This window comes from Bacillus cereus group sp. RP29 (assembly GCF_040459765.1).
Lineage (GTDB): Bacteria > Bacillota > Bacilli > Bacillales > Bacillaceae_G > Bacillus_A > Bacillus_A paranthracis.
In genome coordinates this window covers 1,802,592-1,826,699 of sequence record NZ_JARVHN010000001.1, presented here as the reverse complement: position 1 = coordinate 1,826,699, position 24,108 = coordinate 1,802,592, and the positions used below count along the sequence as shown (strand labels likewise).

Sequence of the window (24,108 nt, the reverse complement as noted above, 5' to 3'; positions counted from 1 at the left end):
TTTCTCCTCCTTATTTCATCATTGGAATGTTAACGCCTTTTTCTTTCGCAGTTTCCACAGCTAAGTCATATCCTGCATCCACGTGACGAACAACACCCATACCAGGGTCAGAAGTTAATACGCGCTCAATACGTTTTGCTGCTGCTTCTGTTCCATCTGCAACGATAACCATTCCAGCGTGAAGTGAATAACCCATACCAACGCCGCCACCGTGGTGAACAGATACCCAGCTTGCACCGTTTACACTGTTAATTAATGCATTCAAAATTGGCCAGTCAGCTACTGCATCACTACCATCTTTCATCGCTTCTGTTTCACGGTTTGGAGATGCTACTGATCCGCAATCTAAATGGTCACGACCGATAACGATTGGTGCTGATAATTCACCATTTGCAACCATTTCATTAATGATGCGACCAAATTTCGCGCGCTCACCGTAACCAAGCCAACAAATACGTGACGGAAGACCTTGGAACTCAACTTGCTGACGAGCCATACGGATCCAGTTACATAAATGCTCATTATCAGCAAACTCACGTAAAATTACTTCGTCTGTTTTATAAATATCTTCTGGGTCACCAGAAAGTGCTACCCAGCGGAATGGTCCTTTTCCTTCGCAGAATAATGGACGGATAAATGCTGGAACGAATCCTGGGAAATCGAATGCATTTTTCAAACCTTCATCAAAAGCAACTTGGCGAATGTTATTTCCGTAATCAAATGTAATTGCGCCTTTTGCTTGCATAGCAAGCATTGCTTCTACATGTTTTGTCATGCTTTCTTTTGATAATTGTACGTAGCGCTCCGGATCTTCTTCACGAAGTTTTGCTGCTTCTTCTAATGTGTAACCTACTGGAATATAACCGTTTAATGGATCATGAGCAGATGTTTGATCTGTAACTAAATCTGGCGTAATATTACGCTTCACTAGCTCTGGTAAAATCTCTGCCGCATTTCCTAATAAACCAATAGAAATCGGTTCTTTCTTCTCTTTATACTCGTTCGCAACAGTTAATGCTTCTTCTAATGATTCTGTATACATATCACAGTATCTCTTTTCAATACGGCGATCGATACTGCGCTTATCAACATCAATAGCGATAACAACACCGCCATTCATCGTTACAGCAAGAGGTTGTGCACCGCCCATACCACCTAAACCAGCAGTAAGTGTTAATGTACCTTTTAATGAACCACCGAAATGTTGACGTGCCGCTTCACCAAACGTTTCATATGTCCCTTGTAAAATACCTTGTGTCCCGATGTAAATCCAGCTACCTGCTGTCATTTGTCCATACATCATAAGACCTTTTTTCTCTAGTTCACGGAAGTGATCCCAGTTCGCCCACTTCGGTACTAAGTTTGAGTTCGCTAAAAGAACGCGAGGTGCATCTTCATGTGATTTAAAGATTGCAACTGGTTTTCCTGATTGAACAAGTAATGTTTCATCGCTTTCTAACGTTTTTAATGAATCTACAATTGCATTGTAGCTTTCCCAGTTACGAGCTGCACGGCCGATTCCACCATATACAACTAATTCTTCTGGCTTTTCAGCAACTTCCGGATCTAAATTGTTCATTAACATACGAAGTGCAGCTTCTTGCACCCACCCTTTCGTTTGTAACTCAGTACCTCTTGGCGCGCGAATTGTTTGTTGTACTTTTTCCATTTCAATCTCTCCCTTTTCTCATTTTATAGTGCTGCGTTTACATCTAATCTTTCTTTTATCGAATAATTCGTTTTTAACCAATGCGTAATATTTTCAATATCTGTTGAGAATATACGGTCATTTGTAATAGAAGGTACTTGCTGACGACCTTGATGATAGAAACTCTTCGTCACTGTACTCATGTTTTCAATACCGCGATATTCTGCGGCTTGCATCGCACAAATCATCTCAATCGAAAGAACACGTCTTACATTTTGAATAATTTGATGTGCATGGCGTGAAGCAATTGTTCCCATACTTACGTGATCTTCTTGGTTAGCTGATGACGGGATTGAATCAACACTCGCCGGATGTGCTAACGTTTTATTTTCAGAAACTAGTGACGCTGCAGCATATTGCATAATCATTGCACCAGACTGAAGTCCTGGTTCTGGACTTAAAAATGGTGGTAAATCGTTTAACTGCGGATTCACTAAACGCTCAATACGGCGCTCTGAAATATTTGCAAGTTCTGCCATTCCAACTTTTAAGAAGTCCATCGCAAATGCAATTGGTTGACCGTGGAAATTACCACCTGAAATTACTTTTTCTCCGCCATCAAAAATAAGCGGATTATCTGTCGCGGCATTCATTTCAATTTCTAATTTTTCTTTCACATAATTTAAAACTTGCCAAGAAGCACCGTGTACTTGCGGAATACAGCGAAGTGAATAGGCATCCTGCACACGTAGTTCTCCTTGTTTCGTTGTTAATTTACTATCATGAAGGATGTCACGAATTCTGCTTGCTACTTCCACTTGCTCTTTATAACCACGTGCTTTATGAACATTTTCATCAAATGCATCAATAATGCCTTGTAAACCTTCAATTGTCATAGATGCAATTAATTCAGCTTGATAAGCCGTTGCTTCTGCTTCTATATAAGAAAGAACTCCTTGCGCTGTCATCGCCTGCGTACCATTAATTAACGCCAGACCTTCTTTCGCTTCAAGTTCAATTGGCTCAAGACCTTCTTCTGTAAGAGCGACCATTGCATGAACGCGTTTTCCTTTATAGAACACTTCACCTTCGCCTAATAATACGAGCGCAAGATGAGATAAAGGTGCTAAATCGCCACTCGCACCAAGTGAGCCTTGTTGTGGAACAACTGGGTGAATTTTACGATTTACAAACTCAAGAAGCATATTTACAACGAGCGGTCTAACACCAGATACTCCTTTAAGCATCGTGTTTGCTCGTAAAATTAACATACCGCGTGATACTTCTTCAGGGAATGGCTCGCCTATCCCACATGCATGTGACTGAATTAAATTATGTTGAAGTGCCTTTACATCATCTTTTTGAATTAGCACATCACTAAACTTTCCAAATCCAGTTGTAATACCGTAAACAACTTTTCCGTCCTCTACAATTTTCTCAACTACTTCGCGGCACTCTGCCACCTTTTGCATACTAGTTGGACAAGCTGTTACACCTTCTCCTTCAAGTAACAACCTCTTCATTTCTTCAATTGTCAATGTGTGTCCTGTTAACGTAATCATTGTTTTTCCTCCTTAAAAAGGCAAAAGGGGACCTTATCTTTTTAAGACAGACTTCTGTCCTAAAAAAGTAAGGCCCCCTTCTAACTAATAGACTATGGGCAAATCATATGTGATTAATTCCTAAACCAATCGCCTCATGCTCAGATCCTTTTACAGGTGCACCAATCGTTCCATATAATGCAACAGCAACCCATTCGCCCTCTTTTTTTCCGTCGTATGGTGTACCGCGCACAATCGCAAAGCGAAGTCCTACTGTACGAAGAACGTCTGCTAACTGAATTTGACCTCTCGTCACTCCGTACAAAGCTTCCATAATTGCGTGATAAAGTGCATGTGTTTCTCTGTAAACGTCTGTTTCAATAACTTGGTTGCTCTTAGCCGCTGTTTCCATTGCTGCGACAACCTTTTGCGAATTCATCGAACCCACTTTCCCCGTACAATACTTCCAACCTTTTGGGATAGATAATACAGGGCTTTCATTCTCATCCGCAAGTGCCAACAGCATGGCCATACGACCAATTCGATGTGTTCCTTGAAGAAGCATGTGACTCTCTCATTTCTTTTAATTATTTGAATATTTCTTAATTTAAGAATATATGAAAACGGTTAAATCGTCAATAGTTTAAACTCACATTCAAACAATTTTTTCATCCCCTCCATTTGTGTACACAAATGATTTACACAAATTTTTCAGGCGTGTTATAGTCTCACTAACCGATACAAAGGGGAGAGATTTCAGTGACAAAGCGAAAAAATATTCATTTTCGAATTGAAGAAAAATTACTTGAAAGGTTTGAAGCTGCACTCCATTACGAAGGCTTAAAGAAAACCGACGTATTAACGCACGCAATTCAGCAATTTTGCACGAAGGTGGAATGCGAAAAGATGAATGATGTAAAACGCCAGTACAATGTAAGCAACCATTTACAAATACGTATTGATACGCATAAACATTACGAAGAAAAACAAGTGAATTTAGATGAAGTCGTCATGGATCATTTACAACTTCAAGGAGACGAGAAAATATTAGAGGTTGGGTGCGCTAACGGAAAATTTCTTTCCTTTTTGCAAGCGAATGGCCATAAAGGTCAATTAACAGGTTTTGATCAATCAGAAGCCATGCTCTGTGAAGCCACTAAAACAAATACTTTAATTGAATGGAGACTAGGTGACGCTGAAAAACTTCCTTTTGAAGCCAATTGCTACGACTGGATCGTCGCAAGACATATGTTATATCATATGAAAGATGTTGAAAGAACTATCCAAGGGTTCCATAAAGTAATACGTCCTGGTGGCTCACTTTTAGCTACTACAAATTCTGACGTTACATTACCTCGTATAGTTGAAATGTGTAATCGCATGTTAGACGCATTTGATTTACCGAAAACAACATCTTCAGTCACGCCATTTTGTTTGGAAAATGGTAAAGAGATATTACAGTCTGTTTTTTCAACTGTTGAAGAAGCAGTTATTCATAATGCTCTCGTTTTTCATCATGCTACTCCAATTGTAAACTATATTTCTAGCATGTTTCCGTCGCTAAATATACCTGATAATACACATCTTCACGCCGAAATGAAGGAATGGCTAAAAGAAGAAGTAGAAAATGAATTGGCAATTCATAACGGTATATGGCGCGATCCGAAAACGTTAGCCATTTATCGATGTCAAAAAGAAAAAAGCTAGCAAATGCTAGCTTTTATACATTCTCAGGCAAAAGCTCCTCCATCATCACATTCCCCTTACCACTGTAAAAATTTATATTGTGTTCGTTCGCTATCCCAAAATAAGAGGCAATCGCTATTCCAAATGGTACAAATGCATGCCCCTGCGCTGTAATAATGTTTGAATGTTCCACAACTTCTTCATACACAAAATTTTCTACTGGAAAACAATCTAATTTTCTATAATCTATAGTTACTGTATACGGGTTTTCTTTGAATAAGCCTGCTTTTGCTAGTGCATACGGTCCCGCACAAATAGCAGCTACTAATTTTTCTTGTTCGTGAAACTGACGGATGACTGAAAAGAGTCCTTCTGCATCCTTCATATGTATCGCATCTCCGCCTGGAATAATAATCCCCTCATATTCTTCTACACGTACTTCACTTAATTCTATATGCGGTTGCACTTGCAAACCTGTTTCACTTATAATCAATTCTTTCGTTAAACTCGCTGTAATAATTTCATATTTATTTTTCAACAATGCCGTTGCTACTGTTATTTCAAACTCCGCAAATGTTGGGTATACAAATAAAAGTATTTTTTTCATATCCCTCTCTCCTTTAACCAATCCATAAAATATCCCTCTAATTCTTCCGCTGTTAATCTATTCGTGTCCACATAAGTTACAGGAAATTGTTTATACCAGTCTTTTTCAGTTTCTACTAATTTAAATTGCTCCTCAAATGTACTTCTGTTTCTTGTTCTATCATTATTTTTTCTATTATATAAATTACTTTCCGAGCCATCTAAATAAAAAATAGCATCTGAACGACATTCTCTTAATTTATATAATTCATCTCTTAATGCAGTTTCTATATCCCACTCTTCTCCTATAATCTTTGGATAAAAGAGCGTAAAAAACTTAATATCTTCTGGCCCGCGATCAAAAATTACAACTGAATCTTTTACATTTTGAAACTCCTTTATTTTTGCTTCCATAAACATTTTTTGATTTAGAATAAACCCTTCTTTTGAATTTATATCCAAATTTAATACTCTTCGCTTTTCTACAATTGGATAAGGGTTTTCATATATAACTGAAAACCCACATCGCTCTAACCTTTTAGTCAATGTCGTTTTTCCGCTTGCCATCGGTCCTTGGAGTGAAATTACATATGCCATTCCTCTCATTCCCTTGCGCTTTAGTAAAACTATAATATACAGAATCTTGAAAACTATCAACAAAATATATATCATCTTGTTTCTTATTCTTATCTAACATATAATAAAAAATAGAGATTATGACGGACGCATTAATAATGTAAGCTTGGAAATCCAAGCTTACATTATTTTTTGCTTTCCCTTTTCAAATAAAAAGAGTATACTAGATTAGAACGTATGTTCTTAATGATTACATACAGTAAGGAGATAAGACAATGGTATACGATACAAAAGCAATTTCTTGGAACGAGTCTTTAAAACAACTTCAACGCCGCTATACAAACAAACAAGTTGACCGAAAAGAATTTGAGGATATTGAACTGATGGAATTCTTCCGCGATAACGACTACATTTCTTTACCTACACATATAAGCGGCCTATCAACAGCACGTTTTACTTCTTACTCTATTTTCACAACTGAAGATAAAGATCGTAAAGTTGGCACATTAATCATTGAATATGTAGAAGATGATAATAATAATTTATGTGTGGAACAACTATACTTCGTTTAAATGATAACGCTTGGTCAAAATGACCAAGCGTTCTTGCTTTCTATCAATCTCACTGTTTATAATATAAATAAAAGAAAACCGCAATCATTAAGGGGGGATACTCTTGCTCGAAGGATGGTTCAGTTGGTTTATTGTACTGTGGACTGTTATTTTATTAGGACTTATGTCTATCGGTGGATACTTTATGTTCAGAAAATTTTTAAAACGACTACCAAAAGAAGATGGTATGTCCATTTTAGATTGGGAAGAGCACTATATTAATAAAACGAGGCATTTATGGGATGACGAACAAAAACAATTGTTAGAAGAGCTCGTCAGTCCTGTTCCAGAGCTATTTCGCGATGTTGCTAAATCAAAAATTGCTGGCAAAATCGGTGAACTAGCCTTACAAGAAAAAGCCTCTCAAATTACACAAGATTTAATTATTAAAGGGTATATTATTGCTACACCGAAGCGTGATCATAAATTTTTAGTAAAAAAACTACAAGAAAAAAAGATTGATTATTCTCATTATCAATCTTTACTAACAAAATCTACCTCATAAAAAAAGATTGCTAACTTATAGCAATCTTTTTTAACTTACAGTTACTGATTTTACTGCTGTTAATTTAGCCTCCGCCAAGTCTATTTGTAATCCAACCGCACTTGTATAAATTGTATCTCCGGTACCTGTAATATTTACTTGTGTAGATGTCGTATTTGGTGCAATAGAACCTGTTGCATTTACATTTGTAATATCAAACTCAGCTCTTGCATTTGCAGTTGTAGTCGTTCCAGAAAAATTCCGATCTGCAAAACTACCAATTGTATTTAAATTTCCATTAATATCATTTACTTGCCCTCTAAAAAAGTTCCCTATTGGATTATTTGGTCCTGTTAATGTCACAGAGTTCAATTGAAAATTATCACCTGTAAAATTCGGATCACCATTTACCGCCATTACAAAAGCTCTTGCTGTCACCGTCCCTGTAGCTGGTGTAAAAAATCCTGAAATGGTTTGTGGTGTACCGGATAATAAAAAACCTGGAAATAAACTCACATTTCTCATCGGATATGAGGAATCACGATATACAACAATCAACGACCATCCTGCACCATAACCAACTGGCTGACGCGTAGGTAATCTTCTCACACTATATCTTCCTGCTGCTCGATTCGGTAAACCTTGCAGTAAAGATGTAACGTCTGCTGCTCGATTATAAACATTGGCTATAAAAGGGAGATTTGTCCCTTCTGATGACCATGCTGAATTAATTGTCACTTGTGTACTCGTTCCATCAGGCGTAACTAAATTTGGCGGATTCGCATCAACAACAGCAGTTGTAACAGCCGTATCCAATCCACCTGACCAAACAAGTAACGCAAAATCTACAACCGCCGTAGCTGGAACGATAGTAGTTGATGGATTTAATTCAGCCCATGAGCCATCTAATGTCCAATCATTTGTTGTACCTCCAAATGTATTCGGGTCCGTCGATGAAGGAACTCCTCCAAAAGTAGAATCTGTATTTAATGTTATAAGTGCATTGTAAGCAAAGTTTGTATTTGCAGTACCGCGCATTCCCATCGTATTACCCGTATGCATCATAAATAAGTTATCGTTTTTACCGTAAGCTTGAACAAAAGCCAATAGAATTCACTCCTATTAGGATAAAAAATTTTATTAAAGTTTTCAATTTTTTAACTCACTATTACTGATTTTGTAGCAGTTAAACGTGCCTCCGCTAAATCTATTTGTAAACCGACAGCACCAGCGTAAAGATAATCAAATGTATTTGGGATATTCACGATAGTAGAAGTAGAGCCGGCTGTTAACACGCCATTTGCGGGTACATTTGTCACATCAAACTCTGCACGCCGATTAGTCGCAGAAGTACCAATTGGCATATTTCTATCCCCAAAACTTCCGACTGTATTTAAATTTCCCAAATAATTATTTACTTGTGAAGCAAAAAAGTTATTTATTAAATTATTAGGTCCTGAAAGTCCCGTACCGTTTAAGTTAAATCTATCACCTGTCGCATCAGTATCACCATTAATTGCCATTGTAAATACACGAGCATTAACCGGCGCTACAGCTGGAGTGATAAAATTTGAAATCGTTGCTGTCTCACCCAATGTAGAAATGAGTAAACCAGTATATAAACTAACATTCCTAATAGGATATGAATTATCGCGATATACAACAACCAATGCCCATCCTACGCCTGTCCCTTGCGTCGGAGGATTTGCCGTGGGAACCCTTTCTACAAAATAATCCCCCGCTGCTCGATTTGAAAGCCCTTGTAGAATATTTGTTACATTTGCAGCACGTGTATAAATGGTACCTTGAAATGTTCCGCTTGATCTCGTCTCTCCCCATGCAGGAACACTCGTAATTGTATGAGTGACCCCATCCGGTGTTTGTAAAGTAGGTATATTGTTATTTACCACCGTTTCTGTCACAGTTGCACTCAATGTTCCTTGCCATACTAGCATTGCAAAGTCTATAGTTGCTGTTGCTGGTACATCTGTTACTGAAGGATTAAGTCTTGCCCAAGAACCATTTAATGTCCAATCATTTGTCGTTCCCGCAAAAGTTAATGGATCTACCGAAGAAGGAACTCCTGCAAAACTTAAATTTGTATCTCTTGTTATTAATGCATTGTATTGATACGCCGTCGCTGTTGTAATACCACGCATGCCAACTGTATTCCCTGTGTGTACCATAAATAAAGAGTCCGTTTTCGTATATGTTTGTACAAAAGCCAACAATTCCACTCCCCTTCCATATAAGATAAATATTTATTCGCTATTTCATTTAATGCAAACAAGTAAAAAAAGTTCCATTTGTATATGCACAGACTAATTTGGGCAAAAAAAAAGCCTTTGCCTATTCCTATTCATTTAAATTTGAATAGGATGCAATGACGAGCTCATTTTATACTAATATTTACACATAGTATTGTTTCTAGATTATTAAATAATGCTATTTGTAAATATTCCATGCCTTGACCGGATTTAAATTTATACAGAAAGGACGAATCTAATGGCAATAGCAACAATAGGAAGTCGTTTAACCTATACAATCGTTGTCCAAAATACCGGAACACTTCCTGCCCAAAACGTTACATTTACAGACCCCATACCCGCTGGCACTACTTTCGTTCCAAACAGCGTTACAGTTGATGGCGTTGCAACAGCTGGAAATCCTGCTACTGGTATTCCCATTAGCAACATTCCTGCTGGCGGCTCTGTTACAATTACCTTTCAAGTAGATGTTACAAGTGTCCCTACCCCACCAGTTGCAAGTAACGTAGCATCATTTGGATACGAATTTCAACCTGCACCTAACGCACCCACTATCACACGTACGACAACAAGCAATATTGTTAATACAGATATTTTCACAGCTAATGTCGCATTAACAAAAGCAGTAGATAAAACAATTGCTACTATCGGTGATACGATTACGTATACAATTACGGCCACAAATCAAGCCACATTAGCTGCTAATAATGTTATCATTACAGACACGCCTCCTGCCGGCACATCGTTCGTACCGGGTAGCGTTACAGTTAATGGTACTTCTACTACAGATAATCCTGCTACTGGAATAAATGTAGGAACGATTGCTGCAAACGGGAATGCTACAATTACGTTTCAAGTTCAAGTTAATACTCTCCCTACACCTAACCCTATTCCAAATAGTGCAACTTCAGGCTTTCAATATAATCCACCAAACCAACCACCAATTAACAGAAACTCTACAAGTAATATAGTTGAAACACAAATTAATGCTACTATCATAAATCCAACTAAAAGTGCAAACCAACAAATTGTGAATATTGGTGACATCATTACGTATACGATTACTGTTCCAAATAACGGTAATATTTCAGCGACAAATGTTTCCATCACCGACCCTATCCCTACTGGCACTACTTTTATTCCAAACAGTGTTACAGTTAATGGAACGGCACAATCTGGCGTAACTCCAACAAATATTCCGCTAGGTACAATTCCTGCTGGTCAAACTACAACTGTCACATTTCAAGTCCAAGTCACTTCCCTCCCAGCTAACGGAACGATTACTAACGAAGCAAATGTAACATTTACGTCGCAACCGAATCCGGCTGAACCCTCAACAACCACTACGATAACACCACCTCCAACAACTACTTCTGTACGAACTGCAATTGTAAATCCAACAAAAACTGCTAGTCCACAAATTGCTGATATCGGTGATATTATTACGTATACGATTACTGTACCAAATACAGGAAACATCGCTGCAACGAACGTTATTGTAACTGATCCAATTCCAAGTAGCACTACATTTATTCCGAATAGCGTCACAATTAACGGTACTTCACAACCTGGCGTAAACCCTTCTGGTGGTATACAAATTGGAACAATCGCAGCTGGTAATACTGTCACTGTCACTTTCCAAGTTCAATTTACCGCTCTCCCAGAGAATGGCCTAATCCGAAATATCGGAACCACAACATTTACGTATCAACCAGATCCTACAAAACCAGCTATTACAACAACAAACCCTACACCACCTACTACTACTCCTGTTAACACCGCTATTACAAACCCTGTTAAAACGGCGGATAAAACTACTGTTGATATTGGTGATGTTATTACGTATACGATTACTTTCACTAATGATGGTACGATCCCTGCTACAAATGTAGTTTTTACTGATACCATTCCTACTGGTACAACATTCATTCCGAATAGCGTAATCTTAAATAATGTACCGGTTCCAAATTCAAATCCCGCACTAGGAATCCCGGTTGGAACAATTAATCCCGGTGAAACCAAAACACTATCTTTCCAAGTTCTTGTTACACAAATTCCAGCTGGCGGCGTTATTGCAAACGAAGCTTCAACGACATATACGTACCAGCCAGATCCAACAAGGCCGCCGGTTACCACAACCGAACCGACAGCACCTACTACAGTCTCCGTTAATACCGCTACAGTTAACCCTACAAAATCTGCTGATCGTACTTTCGTTGATATTGGTGATGTTATTACGTATACAATTAGTTTACAAAATAACGGCACTGTTCCCTCAACAAATATTGTACTAACAGATCCAATTCCAAACGGTACAACATTTATTCCAAATAGCGTCACGATTGATGGTGTCTCACAACCTAACAGTAATCCTGAAAACGGTATATCGATTGGTACTTTAAATCCAAATCAAGCAAAAACAATTACATTCCAAGTTCAAGTTACAAGTGTCCCGCCAAATGGAATTATAGAAAACCAAGGCAGTGTATCATTTAATTATATTGTTAATCCAAATGAGCCTCCTGTTACAACAACTACCCCAACTCCTAAAACAGAAACTCAAGTTGGGACCGTTATTACAGCGCCTACAAAATCTGCCGACAAACAAGTTGCTGATTTAGGAGATACGATTACCTTACCTACACGGTCACATTTACAAATAACGGGACCGTTCCGGCTACAAATGTAGTCGTTACAGACCCTACACCTAACGGAACTATTTTCGTTCCAAATAGTGTTACAATCGATGGCATTACAACGCCAGGAGCAGCCCCATCACTTGGTATACCACTTGGTACCATTTCTGTCGGAGAAACGAAAACAATCACGTATCAAGTTGTCGTTACAAACTTACCACCTGATGGAATAATTAGAAACCAAGCATCCTTCACTTACCAATATCAACCGAACCCAAGTGAGCCTCCTGTCACAACAACTACCACCACTCCAAGTGTAAACATTCCAATTAATAATCCTAATCCAACGACTACAAAATCTGCTGATCGACAAGTTGTTGATATAGGGGATACGATTACTTTTACTGTAACATTCCAAAATAGAGGGACCGTCCCCGCTACAAATATTATTATAAAAGATACACTTCCATCTGGTGTTTCTTTCGTTCCAGGTAGCGTTGTCGTAAATGGCACATCACAACTTGGAGAAAACCCTGAAATTGGTATACCCGTCGGCACTGTAAATCCCGGTCAAAGTATTATAGTTACGTTCCAAGGTGTAGTAAATAGTATCCCGCCCGGAGGAGTTATTAGAAATCAAGCAAATGTTACATTCACATACGAGCCAAATCCAAATGAACCTCCCGTTACGACAACTATTACAACTCCTGAAACAGAAACAGCAGTTAATACCGCTACACTAAATCCACAAAAAACAGCAGATCGCTCCTTCGTTGCATTAAATGATGTCATTACCTATACTCTCTCATTTCAAAACACCGGTACTGTTCCTGCTACGAATATAACAGTAATAGATTCTATCCCTGCCGGTACTGTATTTATTCCAGATAGTGTTACGATTAATGGGATTCCTCAAGCAGGAACAAATCCATCATCAGGAATTTCACTTGGAACTTTAGCGCCATCCGAACGCGCAACGATTACTTTCCAAGTACGAGTAATAAACATCCCTGCTAGCGGCGAAATCCGAAATCAAGGTAGTGCAACATTTAATTATCAACCGGATCCAAATTTACCTCCAGTCACAAAAACAGAAACAACTCCTGAAACAACAACTCCTATCCAAACTGTAGTCATAAGTCCAACAAAAACAGCAAACCTTACGTTTGCAGAAATTGGCGATATTGTAACTTATACTGTCACATTTACAAACCAAGGAACTATACCTGCTACTGGTGTAACAATTACAGATTCTTTACCACCGGGTACAACTTTTATTACGAATAGTGTTACTGTAAACAATGTCGCTCAACCCGGCGTAAGTCCAGTCACAGGAATTCCTGTTGGAACAGTTAATCCCGGCGAGACAGTTACTGTTACATTCCAGATTCAAATAAACGCTATTCCTCCTAATGGAAAAATAGAAAATACAGCAAGTGTTACCTACACTTCTCAGCCTAATCCTAGCGAACCTCCTATTACAACAACAGAAACGACTCCTACCGTAACTTTACCTGTTCGTACCGCTAACCCGAACCCGCAAAAAACAGTGGATCGTGAGTTTGCAAGTATTGGTGATACGCTCACTTATACAATCACCCTTCAAAATACTGGTAATATACCTGCAACTAATGTCATTATTACAGATTCTATCCCTACTGGAACTACATTTATCCCTGGTAGCGTTACGATTAATGGCATTCCACAACCTAATTTGACCCCTGAAACAGGAATCCCAGTTGGCACATTAAACCCTAGACAAGTAGTGACTGTTACTTTAGAAGTACAAATAACAGCTTTACCACCAAATGGCATTATCTCAAATGAAGCAAATGTCACTTACACATCTCAACCAGATCCGACACTCCCGCCTATTACAACAACCACACCGACTCCAATCGCAGAAACAATTGTACAAAATGCAGAATTAGAGTCAACAAAAACAGTAGATTTGCCAATCGCTAACATTGGCGATGCACTCACTTATACAATTACCCTTGAAAACACTGGAAATATTCCTATGACAAATGTATCTGTCATTGATCAACCACCAGTAGGCACACAATTTATTGTAGATTCTGTTACAGTAAATGGCCTTTCACAACCAGGTGTTGATCCAAGCATTGGGATACTCATTGGTACAATACAACCAAATCAAATAATAACCATTACGTTCCAAGTAACGATTACGAATATACCCCCTAATGGGGTTGTTACAAATGTTGGTTCAATCAACTTTACCTCTCAGCCTAATCCAAATGAACCTCCTATTACAAAAACAGAAGAAACACCACCAGTTAATACTGAAATCATTAATAGTATTATTAATCCATCGAAAACGGCTGATCGAAACAACGTTGATATAGACGATATCATTACGTACACCGTTACATTCCAAAACTTACAAACTGTTCAACTAACAAATATCATTTTTACAGATTCGATTCCAGTTGGTACGACTTTCATTCCAAATAGTGTAACAATTAATGGTATCCCAACTAGTGATGTTGATCCAGCTCTTGGCATTCCTCTTGGCACATTAAATCCTAGTCAATCAGTTGTTGTAACTTTTCAAGTTCGCGTTGTTTCCATACCACCTAACGGAATTATTATAAATGAAGCTACTATCACCTACACATTCCAACCTAATCCTGGAGAACCTCCAGTAACAGTGACTACTCCAACGCCTCCTACTACTACCAATGTCAACACGGCAACAACAAACCCTACAAAATCCGCTGATAAAGTATTTGCTTTATTAGGTGACACAATCACCTATACAATCTCCTTACAAAATACAGGAACTGTCCCTGCAACAAATGTACTTGTAACCGATCCTATTCCAGCTGGTACTACTTTCATTCCGAATAGCGTTACGATTAACGGCGTCACGCAACCTGGTATCGTTCCTAGTTCCGGAATTCTTATCGGTACATTAGAACCTAACACTTCAGCCGTCGTAACTTTCCAAGTTCAAGTAACTTCGATACCACCGACAGGCTTTATCGAAAATGAAGGGATCGTTTCATTCCAATATCAGCCAGATCCTACTAGACCACCTGTATCTGTTACTACGCCTACACCTACTACAAAGACGCAAGTAAGTGAAGTTACTATTAATCCTAACAAACAAGGTAACCCTCAAACTATTAATCTTGGTGATACTGTCACATATACAATTACGTTCCAAAATGTCGGGAATATTAATGCGACAGATGTTATTATTACAGACCCTACTCCATCTGGTACTACTTTCATTCCGAATAGCGTTACGATTAATGGCGTCACGCAACCTGGAACAAATCCAAATAATGGTGTAAACGTTGGGACTGTAACTCCAGGACAAATTGTTACATTAACTTATCAAGTTACTGTAACTGAACTCCCACCAGACGGTATTATTAAAAACACTGCAACTGTCACTTACACATTCCAGCCAAACCCTAGCGAACCCCCTATTACTATTACAGATCCTACTCCAACTGTTGAAGTATCCGTTATTACACCTACACCTAACCCAAATAAACTAGCCGACAAACAAATTGTAGATATAAATGAAATCATAACGTATACTGTAACCTTCCAAAATCGCGGATCAGTCCCTGCAACTTCCGTTATCATTACTGATCCGTTAGCAAATGGGTTAACGTTTCTTCCAGGTACTGTTGTAATAAATGACATTTCAGATCTTGGAGCAAATCCTGTTGTAGGTATACCTGTTGGAACAGTCAATCCAAACGATACAATTACTGTTCAATTCCAAGCAAGAGTCACAAGTGTACCACCTGGTGGTATTATTCGAAATCAAGCAACTGTTACTTTCACATATGAACCAGGTCCTGGTGAACCTCCTATTACAATTACAGACCCTACTCCAATTAACACAACGAATGTAACTACAGCTATATTAAATCCGAAAAAAACAGCCACGCCGGAAACAGTTACTTTAGGTGATATCATTAATTGTCGATAGGTAAGTCTTTGAGGTTATCTCCAACTTTTCCCCCGATCCGCACGGTACGTGCCACTTTCACGGCATACCGCGGTCCACCTATATTGTAGTTTTCTTTTCATCTAATAATGATAAGCTCTAAGCAAACAACGCTAGTTGTTCATGTTCCATATCCACTTCATTTTGTGATTACATACAGATTTCCTCATTTTTGACTAATTTCCGCAATTTATTAAGTTTGCCTAACTGTTCCTCGTTGAGTTTTAATTTATTGAGGAATTGGTTTATGGTTTCTATATTGGTCGCGTGTATTAGTGTATGGACACTTGGCTTGATGATGGTAAGATTTTTGTAGCTGTCATCCCTTGTTTCACTCCATAATCGCTTATGGTGACAGTGGATGTCCCAAGGCGAGAGTTTCTCACCTGTTACACTGCATCTTCCTTTTTGTGCAATATAAAGAGAAATTCGATTATCATTGTATTCTATGGTTGCCCGTTCATTTATAACTGGGTTTTCTCTTAACCATTTCAGTTCCGCTTCGGTTATTTCTGCCAAGTTTTTGTGTATAAGGGCTCGTCCTTCTGCGGTGTATCTGTTAATAGATTGCTTTTTCATCATCGGTTTTTTGTGTTGAATATAGGAGATTGGTAAAATAGGACATTTCATGAGAAATCTCATCGCTTTTGACTTTAGGTATGGTTTAATACCTCTGTCTTTCCCTTTATATTTCCCTATATTCGTGTATCCGTTTGTGTTGCTTTTTCCTCTAATTTTTGACTTTGGGAATCTGTTATACATCATGTGACCAAGACTATGGTTCATTTTACTGAAATCCAGGGAAGCATGCGTTGCTATTTTATAATAGTTGTGCTTACCAATGACCATGCTGTTGTATATACTGATTCTCTTAATTGTTTCATTAGAGTTTGGGGTTCTCTGTATCCTTTTCACTTGTTTTGCTAAATCTTGTTTTGTTTTTTCCAGTGCTTTTGGAGAGATGTGTGTTACTGCAATGTATCGTGTGTTACCGTTCTTCTTACCTTTCTTTACAGCCTTAAGAGTGAAACCTAAGAATTCACTCTGTTGCTTTTTCAGATTGGTTACTTTAGACTTTTCGGTTGAGATAGGCAGTTTTAGACGTTCTTCTAACCACATTTGAGTTGCTTCGAAAATTTTCTCCGCATTCCTACGTGTATTTGTAAAGATTTTAAAATCATCTGCGTATCTTACGATATACATTGGTTTCATCTTGGATGTTTTGGATAGACAATATGTTACAGTGTCATTACTCCAAATCCCATCTTTCAATCTCGGCTTTACCTTCTTGGCTTTGAAAGTTTCCCATTGATTACTAATCCACCAGTCAAATTCGTTAAGGTTAACATTGGCGAGTAGTGGACTAAGGATACCACCTTGCGGGGTACCTTTGGTCGGAAATATCGTTTTGCCGTTAGGCAGTTGCACTGGCGCTTTCAATATTTTCCGGATAATGACTAGTAGTTGTTTGTCACGAATACCCAGTGTCCATAGTTGGCGCATGAGTTTGACGTGACTTACTTCGTCAAAGAATCCCTGAATGTCTATATCCACCACATATGTAAGGTTTTGCTGATTTACCCGTTTTGTTGCGTCTGCTATAGCATTTTCAGCACTTCTGTTTGGGCGAAATCCATGACTTCGGTTACAGAAGTGTGCTTCACAGATAGGCTCCATTACTTGTAAGATGCATTGTTGGATAATCCTATCCCACATACTTGGTATTCCCAGAGGTCTGGTTTTCCCATTGGGTTTCGGTATTTCCTTGCGCCTTACTTTCTGCGGTTGGTAGTTTTGAAAGCGTCTTTTTACTTCGTTCAAGAAATAGCTTTGTTCCATTCTCTCAATATCCTTAATGTTTACATTGTCACAAGCTGCTGTTTTACTCCCTTTGTTTCCTTTAATATTACGAAACGCGAGGAGTATATTTTCATCTGATATAATGATAGGCATTAAATTTTTAAAAGAATTTTTCTTTGTTGCCTTCTGGTATAAGTTATCTAAGAAAGTTTGGATACCGTAGTATTCGTTGTGTCTTAGTTTCTTATTCTTTGGCGTGGACTTAGTTCTATCATTCATGGTCTATCACCTACTCTCATATTGATTTGGTGACCTTTTGAGTCTTACCAGAATCCATGCAAGATTAGATGAAATTTCAGTTCCTACAAATAGGCTTGTGGCTGTTCCTCCAATTCCATTACAGAATCTTCAACGGTCGTGCCACTACTCTCACCACTATTAAGAATACTTCCCTCGGTTACCCGTTTCGTATTCAACTATATCCGCCGATAGAGTCATAGACCCAACGTTAGTGGCTTTCGACGTTCCGTTCAGACTATCGTTGTTTTAAAGATCTTTCAATCTCCGATTTAGGTGCTTGCTTTACCCCGTGTCTAGCTCCGTTGCCTGTAACAACGTTAGGATTGGTCACTATGCGATGTTTCCAATCCATTAGACAAGTCTTATTTTCAGACTCCGAATCATTTCTGACCCGTAAACCTATCGAGGTGTACATTCGCAAGTTCGTCAGTGTTTACACATTCTCACCTTGTCGGTTGACAGCATACGGTACTTAGTTAGTTCCAGCCGGTTTATTATTCCTGCTGGCTTTCGGTTATCCATATAGACACTACGAACCGTAACCGCATGTTTTACCCTGCTTCCAACATCTCACTCTGCCGAGTGTATGCAGTTGGGAATCTCACTGGGAGAGTTTCGGGGCGTTACTCCTTCATTCCTCTCACTCGCCTGAACAGTTATCCTACTCTTTATTGTTTTCGATGTTTCTACAATTAAGAATAGTCCTCGTTGTCGCCTATGCTCCCGCATTACTTACTCGAGAACGTCTCGCACCGTATACGATTTCTCTCCAAAATACAGGTACCATTCCTGCTAATCATATACTTGTAACTGATACAATTCCTATCGGTACTTCGTTCATCCAAAATAGTGTCACAATTAACAACGTGCCGCAACCAACTGCAAATCCATCAGCAGGCATCCCAATTTCAACACTTGCTCCTTCTGAATCCGCAACGATTTCTTTCCGTGTCCTAGTTACTTCAATTCCACCAAGCGGAGAAATTCAAAACCAAGGTAACGTTTCCTTCCAGTACCAACCCGATCCTACTAAACCACCTGTATCCGTTACTACGCCTACACCTACTACAATTACTCCTGTAAACGTTGGGACTATTAACCCGATAAAAACCGCTGATAAATCCATCGTTTCAGTAGGTGATACGATTACATTTACTATCACATTCCAAAATGAAGGTACGATTCCTGTCACTGACATTTCTGTTACAGACTCACTTCCTGTCGGCACATCATTCGTTCCAAATAGTGTCACAATTAATAACATTCCCGTTCCAAACGCAAATCCATCCACAGGCATTCCAGTCGGAACTCTTAATCCAACAGAATCCGTAACTATTTCATTCAAAGTACAGGTTATTACACTTCCAGCTAATAGAATGATTACAAATATCGCATCCATTACGTATACTTCTCAACCCGACTCTACTAGACCACCTATCACAACAACGACTACAACACCACCAATTACGATAGAAGTAAACCCTAATGAGCCAAACACATTTATTAAGACCGCAAATGTAAATAGCGCCCATCTCGGTGATTTCATCACATATACACTTACCTTTACTAACAATGGCACCCTCCCAGTAAATAACGTACTCATTACCGACCCACTTCCTCCTGAAGTTACTTTCTATCCAAATTCAGTAACAGTAAATGGAGTAGCACGTCCCGGAACTAGCCCAACTATCGGTATTCTTATCAATACTGTTAATCCAAGTGAATCCGTTGTTGTTCGTTTTATCGTTCAAGTAACAGCAGAGCCACGAAATGGTCTCATTCAAAATACCGCCCGCATTCGCTATACACTCAGACCAGATCCTACTAAACCACCGACTTTCGTTGATGAAACTTCAGAGCCAAACATTATTCCGTTTATCGGTCCGTTCGTCTCACCAAATTTAAATTGTTTCTTTAATGGGGAACGTTTTATACGCCGCGGCTGGGATAGAAGGTGTTAACAATATAAAATAAAAAGACAGCGTCAAAAAACGCTGTCTTTTTATTTTATACATATACAGTTTTTAAGTTAGTTTCATATCTTTTTCATTATAAAAACCATCTTCTTTTTCCATTTCCTTCTGTAATTTCGTAAAGGAACGGTACATGGCAATTCTCCATGACACAATCATCGCGAACGCCAGTAAGAAGAACATCCCACTAAGTTGTCCCAAATCAAGAGATTGACTTAAGTATGTTTTAAATACAATTCGCACGACAAGTAATCCGATTAAAATAAAGACAAATGCTTTCGAACGCTTCAAATAAATCTCTTGTCCTCTAATCTCAAATTTAGATGTTTTAATAAGAAAAATAGAGAAAAACAAACCGACGCCAATTGCTTCTAACATTTCTGCTGGAGTTAATCGAAATTCAGGAAAAACATACATCAACGCTCCCGTACTCATAAAAAATGGTGGAAGTATAATTTTTTTCAATGTTGCAGGTTTCTTAGCTGCTTTTAAACGAATAAACATCGCACCAACAGCCATACAAACAGCAACGATACTAGATAAAACAACTATGTTCATATTTTCTCATCCTTTTTTGTGGCTATATGCAAAATATACTTTCATTATATGCTTTTCCGTTAGTATTTCCAACATTTTCACAGAATAATACTAAAAACCCGTAAAACCACCAAATAAACTTGAGAAATATACGATAATTTTTGTCATCCAGTTAAAGTATAAGAAGATACCCATGATAATCATAATGTATCCCCCGATTTTCATGAACTTCATACTGTTTCTTTTAATCCAAGACATTTTCGTAATAAAGAATGATAGTACGAAGAACGGGATAGCAAATCCAAGTATGTATGCAATCATATAAATCATTGCTGATTCTGGATTTGTTGCTGCTAATCCGATTACAGACACTAAAATAGGTCCTGTACAAGGCGTCCACCCTGCAGCAAATGCCAACCCAATTAAAACAGATCCAAAATAACCACTCGGACGATTTTTAAACGTGAATTTACGATCTTGCATTAAAAACTTCGGCTTAAACACACCGACAATAATAAGACCGAACACGATGATAAATATACCACCTAACTGTCTAATTAAATCTTTATAATTTGTAAAGATGCCTCCAATAAAACTTGTACCAAATCCAATTGCAATAAATATAATTGAAAATCCAAGTAAGAAAAACGCTGTATGTATCATACTTCTTTTGCGAAGCATTGCATTTTCTTCTTTCAACTCAGAAACCGACATACCTGTTATGTACGATAAAAATGCCGGATAAAGCGGTAAGCAACATGGGGAAATAAATGATAAAAACCCAGCACCAAACGCTAAAAAAATACTAATATCTTGCATTATTCCACTCCTCTCCTTACATATTGTAGCAAAAACATATAAAAATACTATGAACAATTCGTGAAATCACTTTTCCAACATGATAATAAGAAAAACTACCCTTTCACACTTTTTCTGAAAAAACGTTTTCATTTCCTTCTATTTATATAGAAAAATCTCAATTACACTACAAAACCTCTCTAATGTTATTAACATAACAAAGGTAATATAGTTTCTCAAATGATTAGCATGTTATTCGTACGTTTATATACATATTGATTAAAAAATATTTTTTTCAAATGCTGTCTTTATACAATACAAACTTGATTTTACAATACTTCTATTATTACTAATTTCAAGATTATGCATAAATATCATACTTTTATTATTATTCTATAAAATGTCACACTTTTCTTTTATTTGACCCTTCATTTTTAATTTTGTATACTTCCCTCTAGTTATATATGTCCGTTACGGAACAATTTCATATAGATGGGAGGAATATTTCATGCTTCGTTATTCTCTTTTAGTTTTATTAGGAGCGTGTAGTTATGGAATTTTAGCTATTTTCGTTAAACTTGCATATGCAGAAGGATTTTCACTTGGAGAGGTAATTGGCAGCCAATATTTGTTCGGTTGGATTATTTTGCTTGCTATTACACTTCTATTTTCTAGACATCGTGTTCCATTAAAACAAGCTTTAATTTTATTCGTTGCAGGTACATCTGCAAGTTTCACTGGAATTTTTTATTATGCTTCATTAAAAACTGTACCAGCATCTATCGCCATTATACTTTTATTCCAATTCGTTTGGGTCGGAATTATTATTGAAGCAGTCGCAACAAAAACTTTACCTTCAAGAGAAAAAGTTATTTCTGTTATTTTCTTACTTGCAGGTACATTTTTATCAAGTGGTTTACTAGAAAAATCAGCAGGTGATTTCGATACGACTGGAATTATATTAGGCCTATTATCTGCTGTTACATTTGCAACATACATTTTCGTGAGCGGAAAAGTTGCTGTTGAAGTACCTTCATTACCACGCGGTGTTCTTTTAATGGCTGGTGCTTTAACTTTAGTAATGATCGTATTCCCTCCAACATTTATTTTTAACGGTGCAATTTCTGAAGGACTTTGGAAATACGGTTTAGGTTTAGGAACATTCAGTATCGTCATTCCTTCTATCGCCTTTACAATTGGTATTCCAAAGATTGGTTCTGGCTTAGCGACTATTCTTGGCGCTGCGGAACTACCAGTTACAACAATTATGTCTGTATTCGTTTTAAAAGAAGCTGTACTATCTTCACAATGGTTCGGTGTATCACTTATTTTAATCGGGATTGCAATCCCGCAAATTGCTTATGCAATGCGTGGACGTTATCGTAAACATCATACACACAAAAAATTGGCAGCATAAACGAGAGGGGATTTTCATTTGAGAATCCTCTCTTTTAATATTGTATACTTAATGTAAATACTTTATTTAAGAAAGAAGGCATTATAAGTGGCAGCAAATCTAGAGCAATTAACTGAGACGCTAATTTCTATTCGTCGAAATTTACATGAGCATCCAGAACTATCATACGAAGAATTTGAAACGACGAAAGCTATAAAGAATTGGTTGGAAGAGAAAAACATTACGATTATAAATTCTAATTTAGAAACGGGCGTTATTGCTGAAATTTCGGGGAATCGTAACGGACCGCTTATAGCAATCCGTGCTGATATTGATGCCCTTCCTATTCAGGAAGAAACAAATTTATCCTACGCTTCAAAAATCCATGGAAAAATGCACGCTTGTGGGCATGATTTTCATACAGCTGCTATTATAGGTGCAGCTTATTTATTAAAAGAAAGGGAACCTTCCCTAAATGGAACTGTTCGCTTTATATTCCAGCCAGCTGAAGAGAGTAGTAATGGCGCTTGCAAAGTTATTGAAGCTGGGCATTTACATGGCGTACAAGCTATTTTCGGTATGCATAACAAACCTGATTTACCAGTAGGTACAATCGGTATTAAAGATGGTCCACTTATGGCCGGAGTTGATCGATTTGAAATTAAAATTCACGGAGTTGGTACACATGCAGCTGTACCAGATGCTGGGGTAGACCCTATTGTCGCATCTTCTCAAATTGTGATGGCACTCCAAACAATTGTAAGCCGAAATATAAGTTCTTCACATAATGCCGTCGTTAGTGTCACAAACATCCACTCAGGAAATACATGGAACGTTATTCCTGAAAAAGCAATATTAGAAGGTACTGTTCGTACTTTCCAAGCTGAAACACGCGAAAAAATTCCAGCCTTAATGGAACGTATCATTAAGGGCGTTTCTGATGCACTAGGTGTAAAAACAGAATTCCATTTTCATTCAGGTCCTCCTGCCGTCCATAATGATGAAAGTCTTACTCATTTATGTACACAAACTGCACAGGAAATGTCACTAGACGTGATTACCCCTACTCCTTCCATGGCTGGCGAAGATTTCTCTTTTTATCAACAACACATACCAGGATCATTCGTCTTTATGGGAACGAGTGGTACACATGAATGGCATCATCCAAGCTTTACAGTAGATGAGCGAGCATTACCTATAAGTGCAGAATACTTCGCTTTGCTAGCTGAAAGGGCACTTAAACAATTTGCATAAAAAAGGAGCCGTTAAGACATATTTA

The 24,108-nt window shown here is 38.0% G+C and carries 15 protein-coding genes and 3 pseudogenes; 7 read left to right on the top strand and 11 right to left on the bottom strand.

Going from position 1 to position 24,108, the window contains the following annotated elements; genetic code table 11:
• Positions 1–10: 10 nt before the first annotated feature.
• From hutU to hutP, 3 genes are all read right to left on the bottom strand, one after another.
• The gene (gene hutU, locus QCI47_RS09640) at positions 11–1,669 is read right to left on the bottom strand and encodes a urocanate hydratase (RefSeq protein ID WP_073540761.1); all 1,659 of its coding nucleotides are present in this window, start codon (positions 1,667–1,669) and stop codon (positions 11–13) included.
• 23 nt (positions 1,670–1,692) lie between these two features.
• Positions 1,693–3,210 (bottom strand): histidine ammonia-lyase, encoded by a 1,518-nt coding sequence (gene hutH, locus QCI47_RS09635; RefSeq protein ID WP_076870305.1) that lies wholly within the window; start codon positions 3,208–3,210, stop codon positions 1,693–1,695.
• A 103-nt stretch (positions 3,211–3,313) separates the two neighbouring features.
• Positions 3,314–3,754: a histidine utilization transcription antiterminator HutP gene (gene hutP, locus QCI47_RS09630; RefSeq protein WP_000926516.1), complete on the bottom strand. Its 441-nt coding sequence runs from the start codon at positions 3,752–3,754 to the stop codon at positions 3,314–3,316.
• A gap of 194 nt (positions 3,755–3,948) precedes the next feature.
• Between hutP and QCI47_RS09625 the strand changes: the two genes are divergently transcribed.
• Positions 3,949–4,896, top strand: a complete 948-nt coding sequence (locus QCI47_RS09625) for a class I SAM-dependent methyltransferase (RefSeq protein WP_139303695.1) — start codon at positions 3,949–3,951, stop codon at positions 4,894–4,896.
• Positions 4,897–4,909: 13 nt separating this feature from the next.
• Here QCI47_RS09625 and QCI47_RS09620 read toward each other — a convergent pair whose 3' ends face one another.
• Together QCI47_RS09620 and QCI47_RS09615 are read right to left on the bottom strand one after the other, a co-directional pair.
• The gene (locus QCI47_RS09620) at positions 4,910–5,482 is read right to left on the bottom strand and encodes a DJ-1/PfpI family protein (RefSeq protein WP_309422888.1); all 573 of its coding nucleotides are present in this window, start codon (positions 5,480–5,482) and stop codon (positions 4,910–4,912) included.
• Positions 5,479–6,066, bottom strand: coding sequence for an AAA family ATPase (locus QCI47_RS09615; RefSeq protein WP_353811757.1), 588 nt, complete (start codon positions 6,064–6,066; stop codon positions 5,479–5,481). The genes QCI47_RS09620 and QCI47_RS09615 overlap by 4 nt, the downstream gene beginning before the upstream one ends.
• Positions 6,067–6,311: 245 nt before the next feature.
• Between QCI47_RS09615 and QCI47_RS09610 the strand changes: the two genes are divergently transcribed.
• Together QCI47_RS09610 and QCI47_RS09605 are read left to right on the top strand one after the other, a co-directional pair.
• Positions 6,312–6,608, top strand: coding sequence for a hypothetical protein (locus tag QCI47_RS09610; protein ID WP_000262403.1), 297 nt, complete (start codon positions 6,312–6,314; stop codon positions 6,606–6,608).
• 103 nt (positions 6,609–6,711) lie between these two features.
• Positions 6,712–7,152 carry a DUF2621 domain-containing protein gene (locus QCI47_RS09605; RefSeq protein WP_000889384.1) on the top strand — a complete coding sequence of 147 codons (441 nt, stop codon included), beginning with the start codon at positions 6,712–6,714 and terminating at the stop codon, positions 7,150–7,152.
• 30 nt (positions 7,153–7,182) lie between these two features.
• Here the strand turns inward: QCI47_RS09605 and QCI47_RS09600 are convergent, their stop codons facing one another.
• Both QCI47_RS09600 and QCI47_RS09595 read right to left on the bottom strand, forming a co-directional pair.
• Entirely contained in the window at positions 7,183–8,238 is a 1,056-nt protein-coding gene (locus QCI47_RS09600) for a hypothetical protein (RefSeq protein ID WP_309422890.1), read from the bottom strand.
• A 50-nt stretch (positions 8,239–8,288) separates the two neighbouring features.
• On the bottom strand, positions 8,289–9,359 hold the full coding sequence (locus QCI47_RS09595; RefSeq protein WP_000896243.1) for a hypothetical protein: 1,071 nt from the start codon (positions 9,357–9,359) through the stop codon (positions 8,289–8,291).
• Positions 9,360–9,636: 277 nt separating this feature from the next.
• On the opposite strand from QCI47_RS09595, the pseudogene QCI47_RS09590 reads away from it, so the two are divergent.
• Positions 9,637–15,995: pseudogene (locus QCI47_RS09590) on the top strand (DUF7507 domain-containing protein); the annotation flags it as partial.
• Between the two features lie 180 nt (positions 15,996–16,175).
• Here QCI47_RS09590 and ltrA read toward each other — a convergent pair.
• Complete coding sequence (gene ltrA, locus QCI47_RS09585; RefSeq protein ID WP_000999901.1) at positions 16,176–18,104, bottom strand: group II intron reverse transcriptase/maturase; 1,929 nt, start codon at positions 18,102–18,104, stop codon at positions 16,176–16,178.
• A 773-nt stretch (positions 18,105–18,877) separates the two neighbouring features.
• Between ltrA and QCI47_RS09580 the strand changes: the two are divergent.
• A pseudogene (locus QCI47_RS09580) lies at positions 18,878–20,086 on the top strand (hypothetical protein); the annotation flags it as partial.
• Positions 20,087–20,149: 63 nt separating this feature from the next.
• Here the strand turns inward: QCI47_RS09580 and QCI47_RS09575 are convergent.
• From QCI47_RS09575 to QCI47_RS09565, 3 genes and pseudogenes are all read right to left on the bottom strand, one after another.
• Positions 20,150–20,656, bottom strand: a complete 507-nt coding sequence (locus tag QCI47_RS09575; RefSeq protein WP_001028639.1) for a CcdC family protein — start codon at positions 20,654–20,656, stop codon at positions 20,150–20,152.
• A gap of 90 nt (positions 20,657–20,746) precedes the next feature.
• Positions 20,747–21,454, bottom strand: coding sequence for a cytochrome c-type biogenesis protein CcdA (gene ccdA, locus QCI47_RS09570; protein WP_001152681.1), 708 nt, complete (start codon positions 21,452–21,454; stop codon positions 20,747–20,749).
• Between the two features lie 16 nt (positions 21,455–21,470).
• Positions 21,471–21,615 (bottom strand): annotated as a pseudogene (locus QCI47_RS09565) (peptidase T).
• Positions 21,616–21,941: 326 nt separating this feature from the next.
• Between QCI47_RS09565 and QCI47_RS09560 the strand changes: the two are divergent.
• Positions 21,942–22,850 (top strand): EamA family transporter, encoded by a 909-nt coding sequence (locus QCI47_RS09560; protein ID WP_000947030.1) that lies wholly within the window; start codon positions 21,942–21,944, stop codon positions 22,848–22,850.
• 87 nt (positions 22,851–22,937) lie between these two features.
• Positions 22,938–24,083: a M20 peptidase aminoacylase family protein gene (locus QCI47_RS09555; RefSeq protein WP_000729803.1), complete on the top strand. Its 1,146-nt coding sequence runs from the start codon at positions 22,938–22,940 to the stop codon at positions 24,081–24,083.
• Positions 24,084–24,108: the final 25 nt, after the last annotated feature.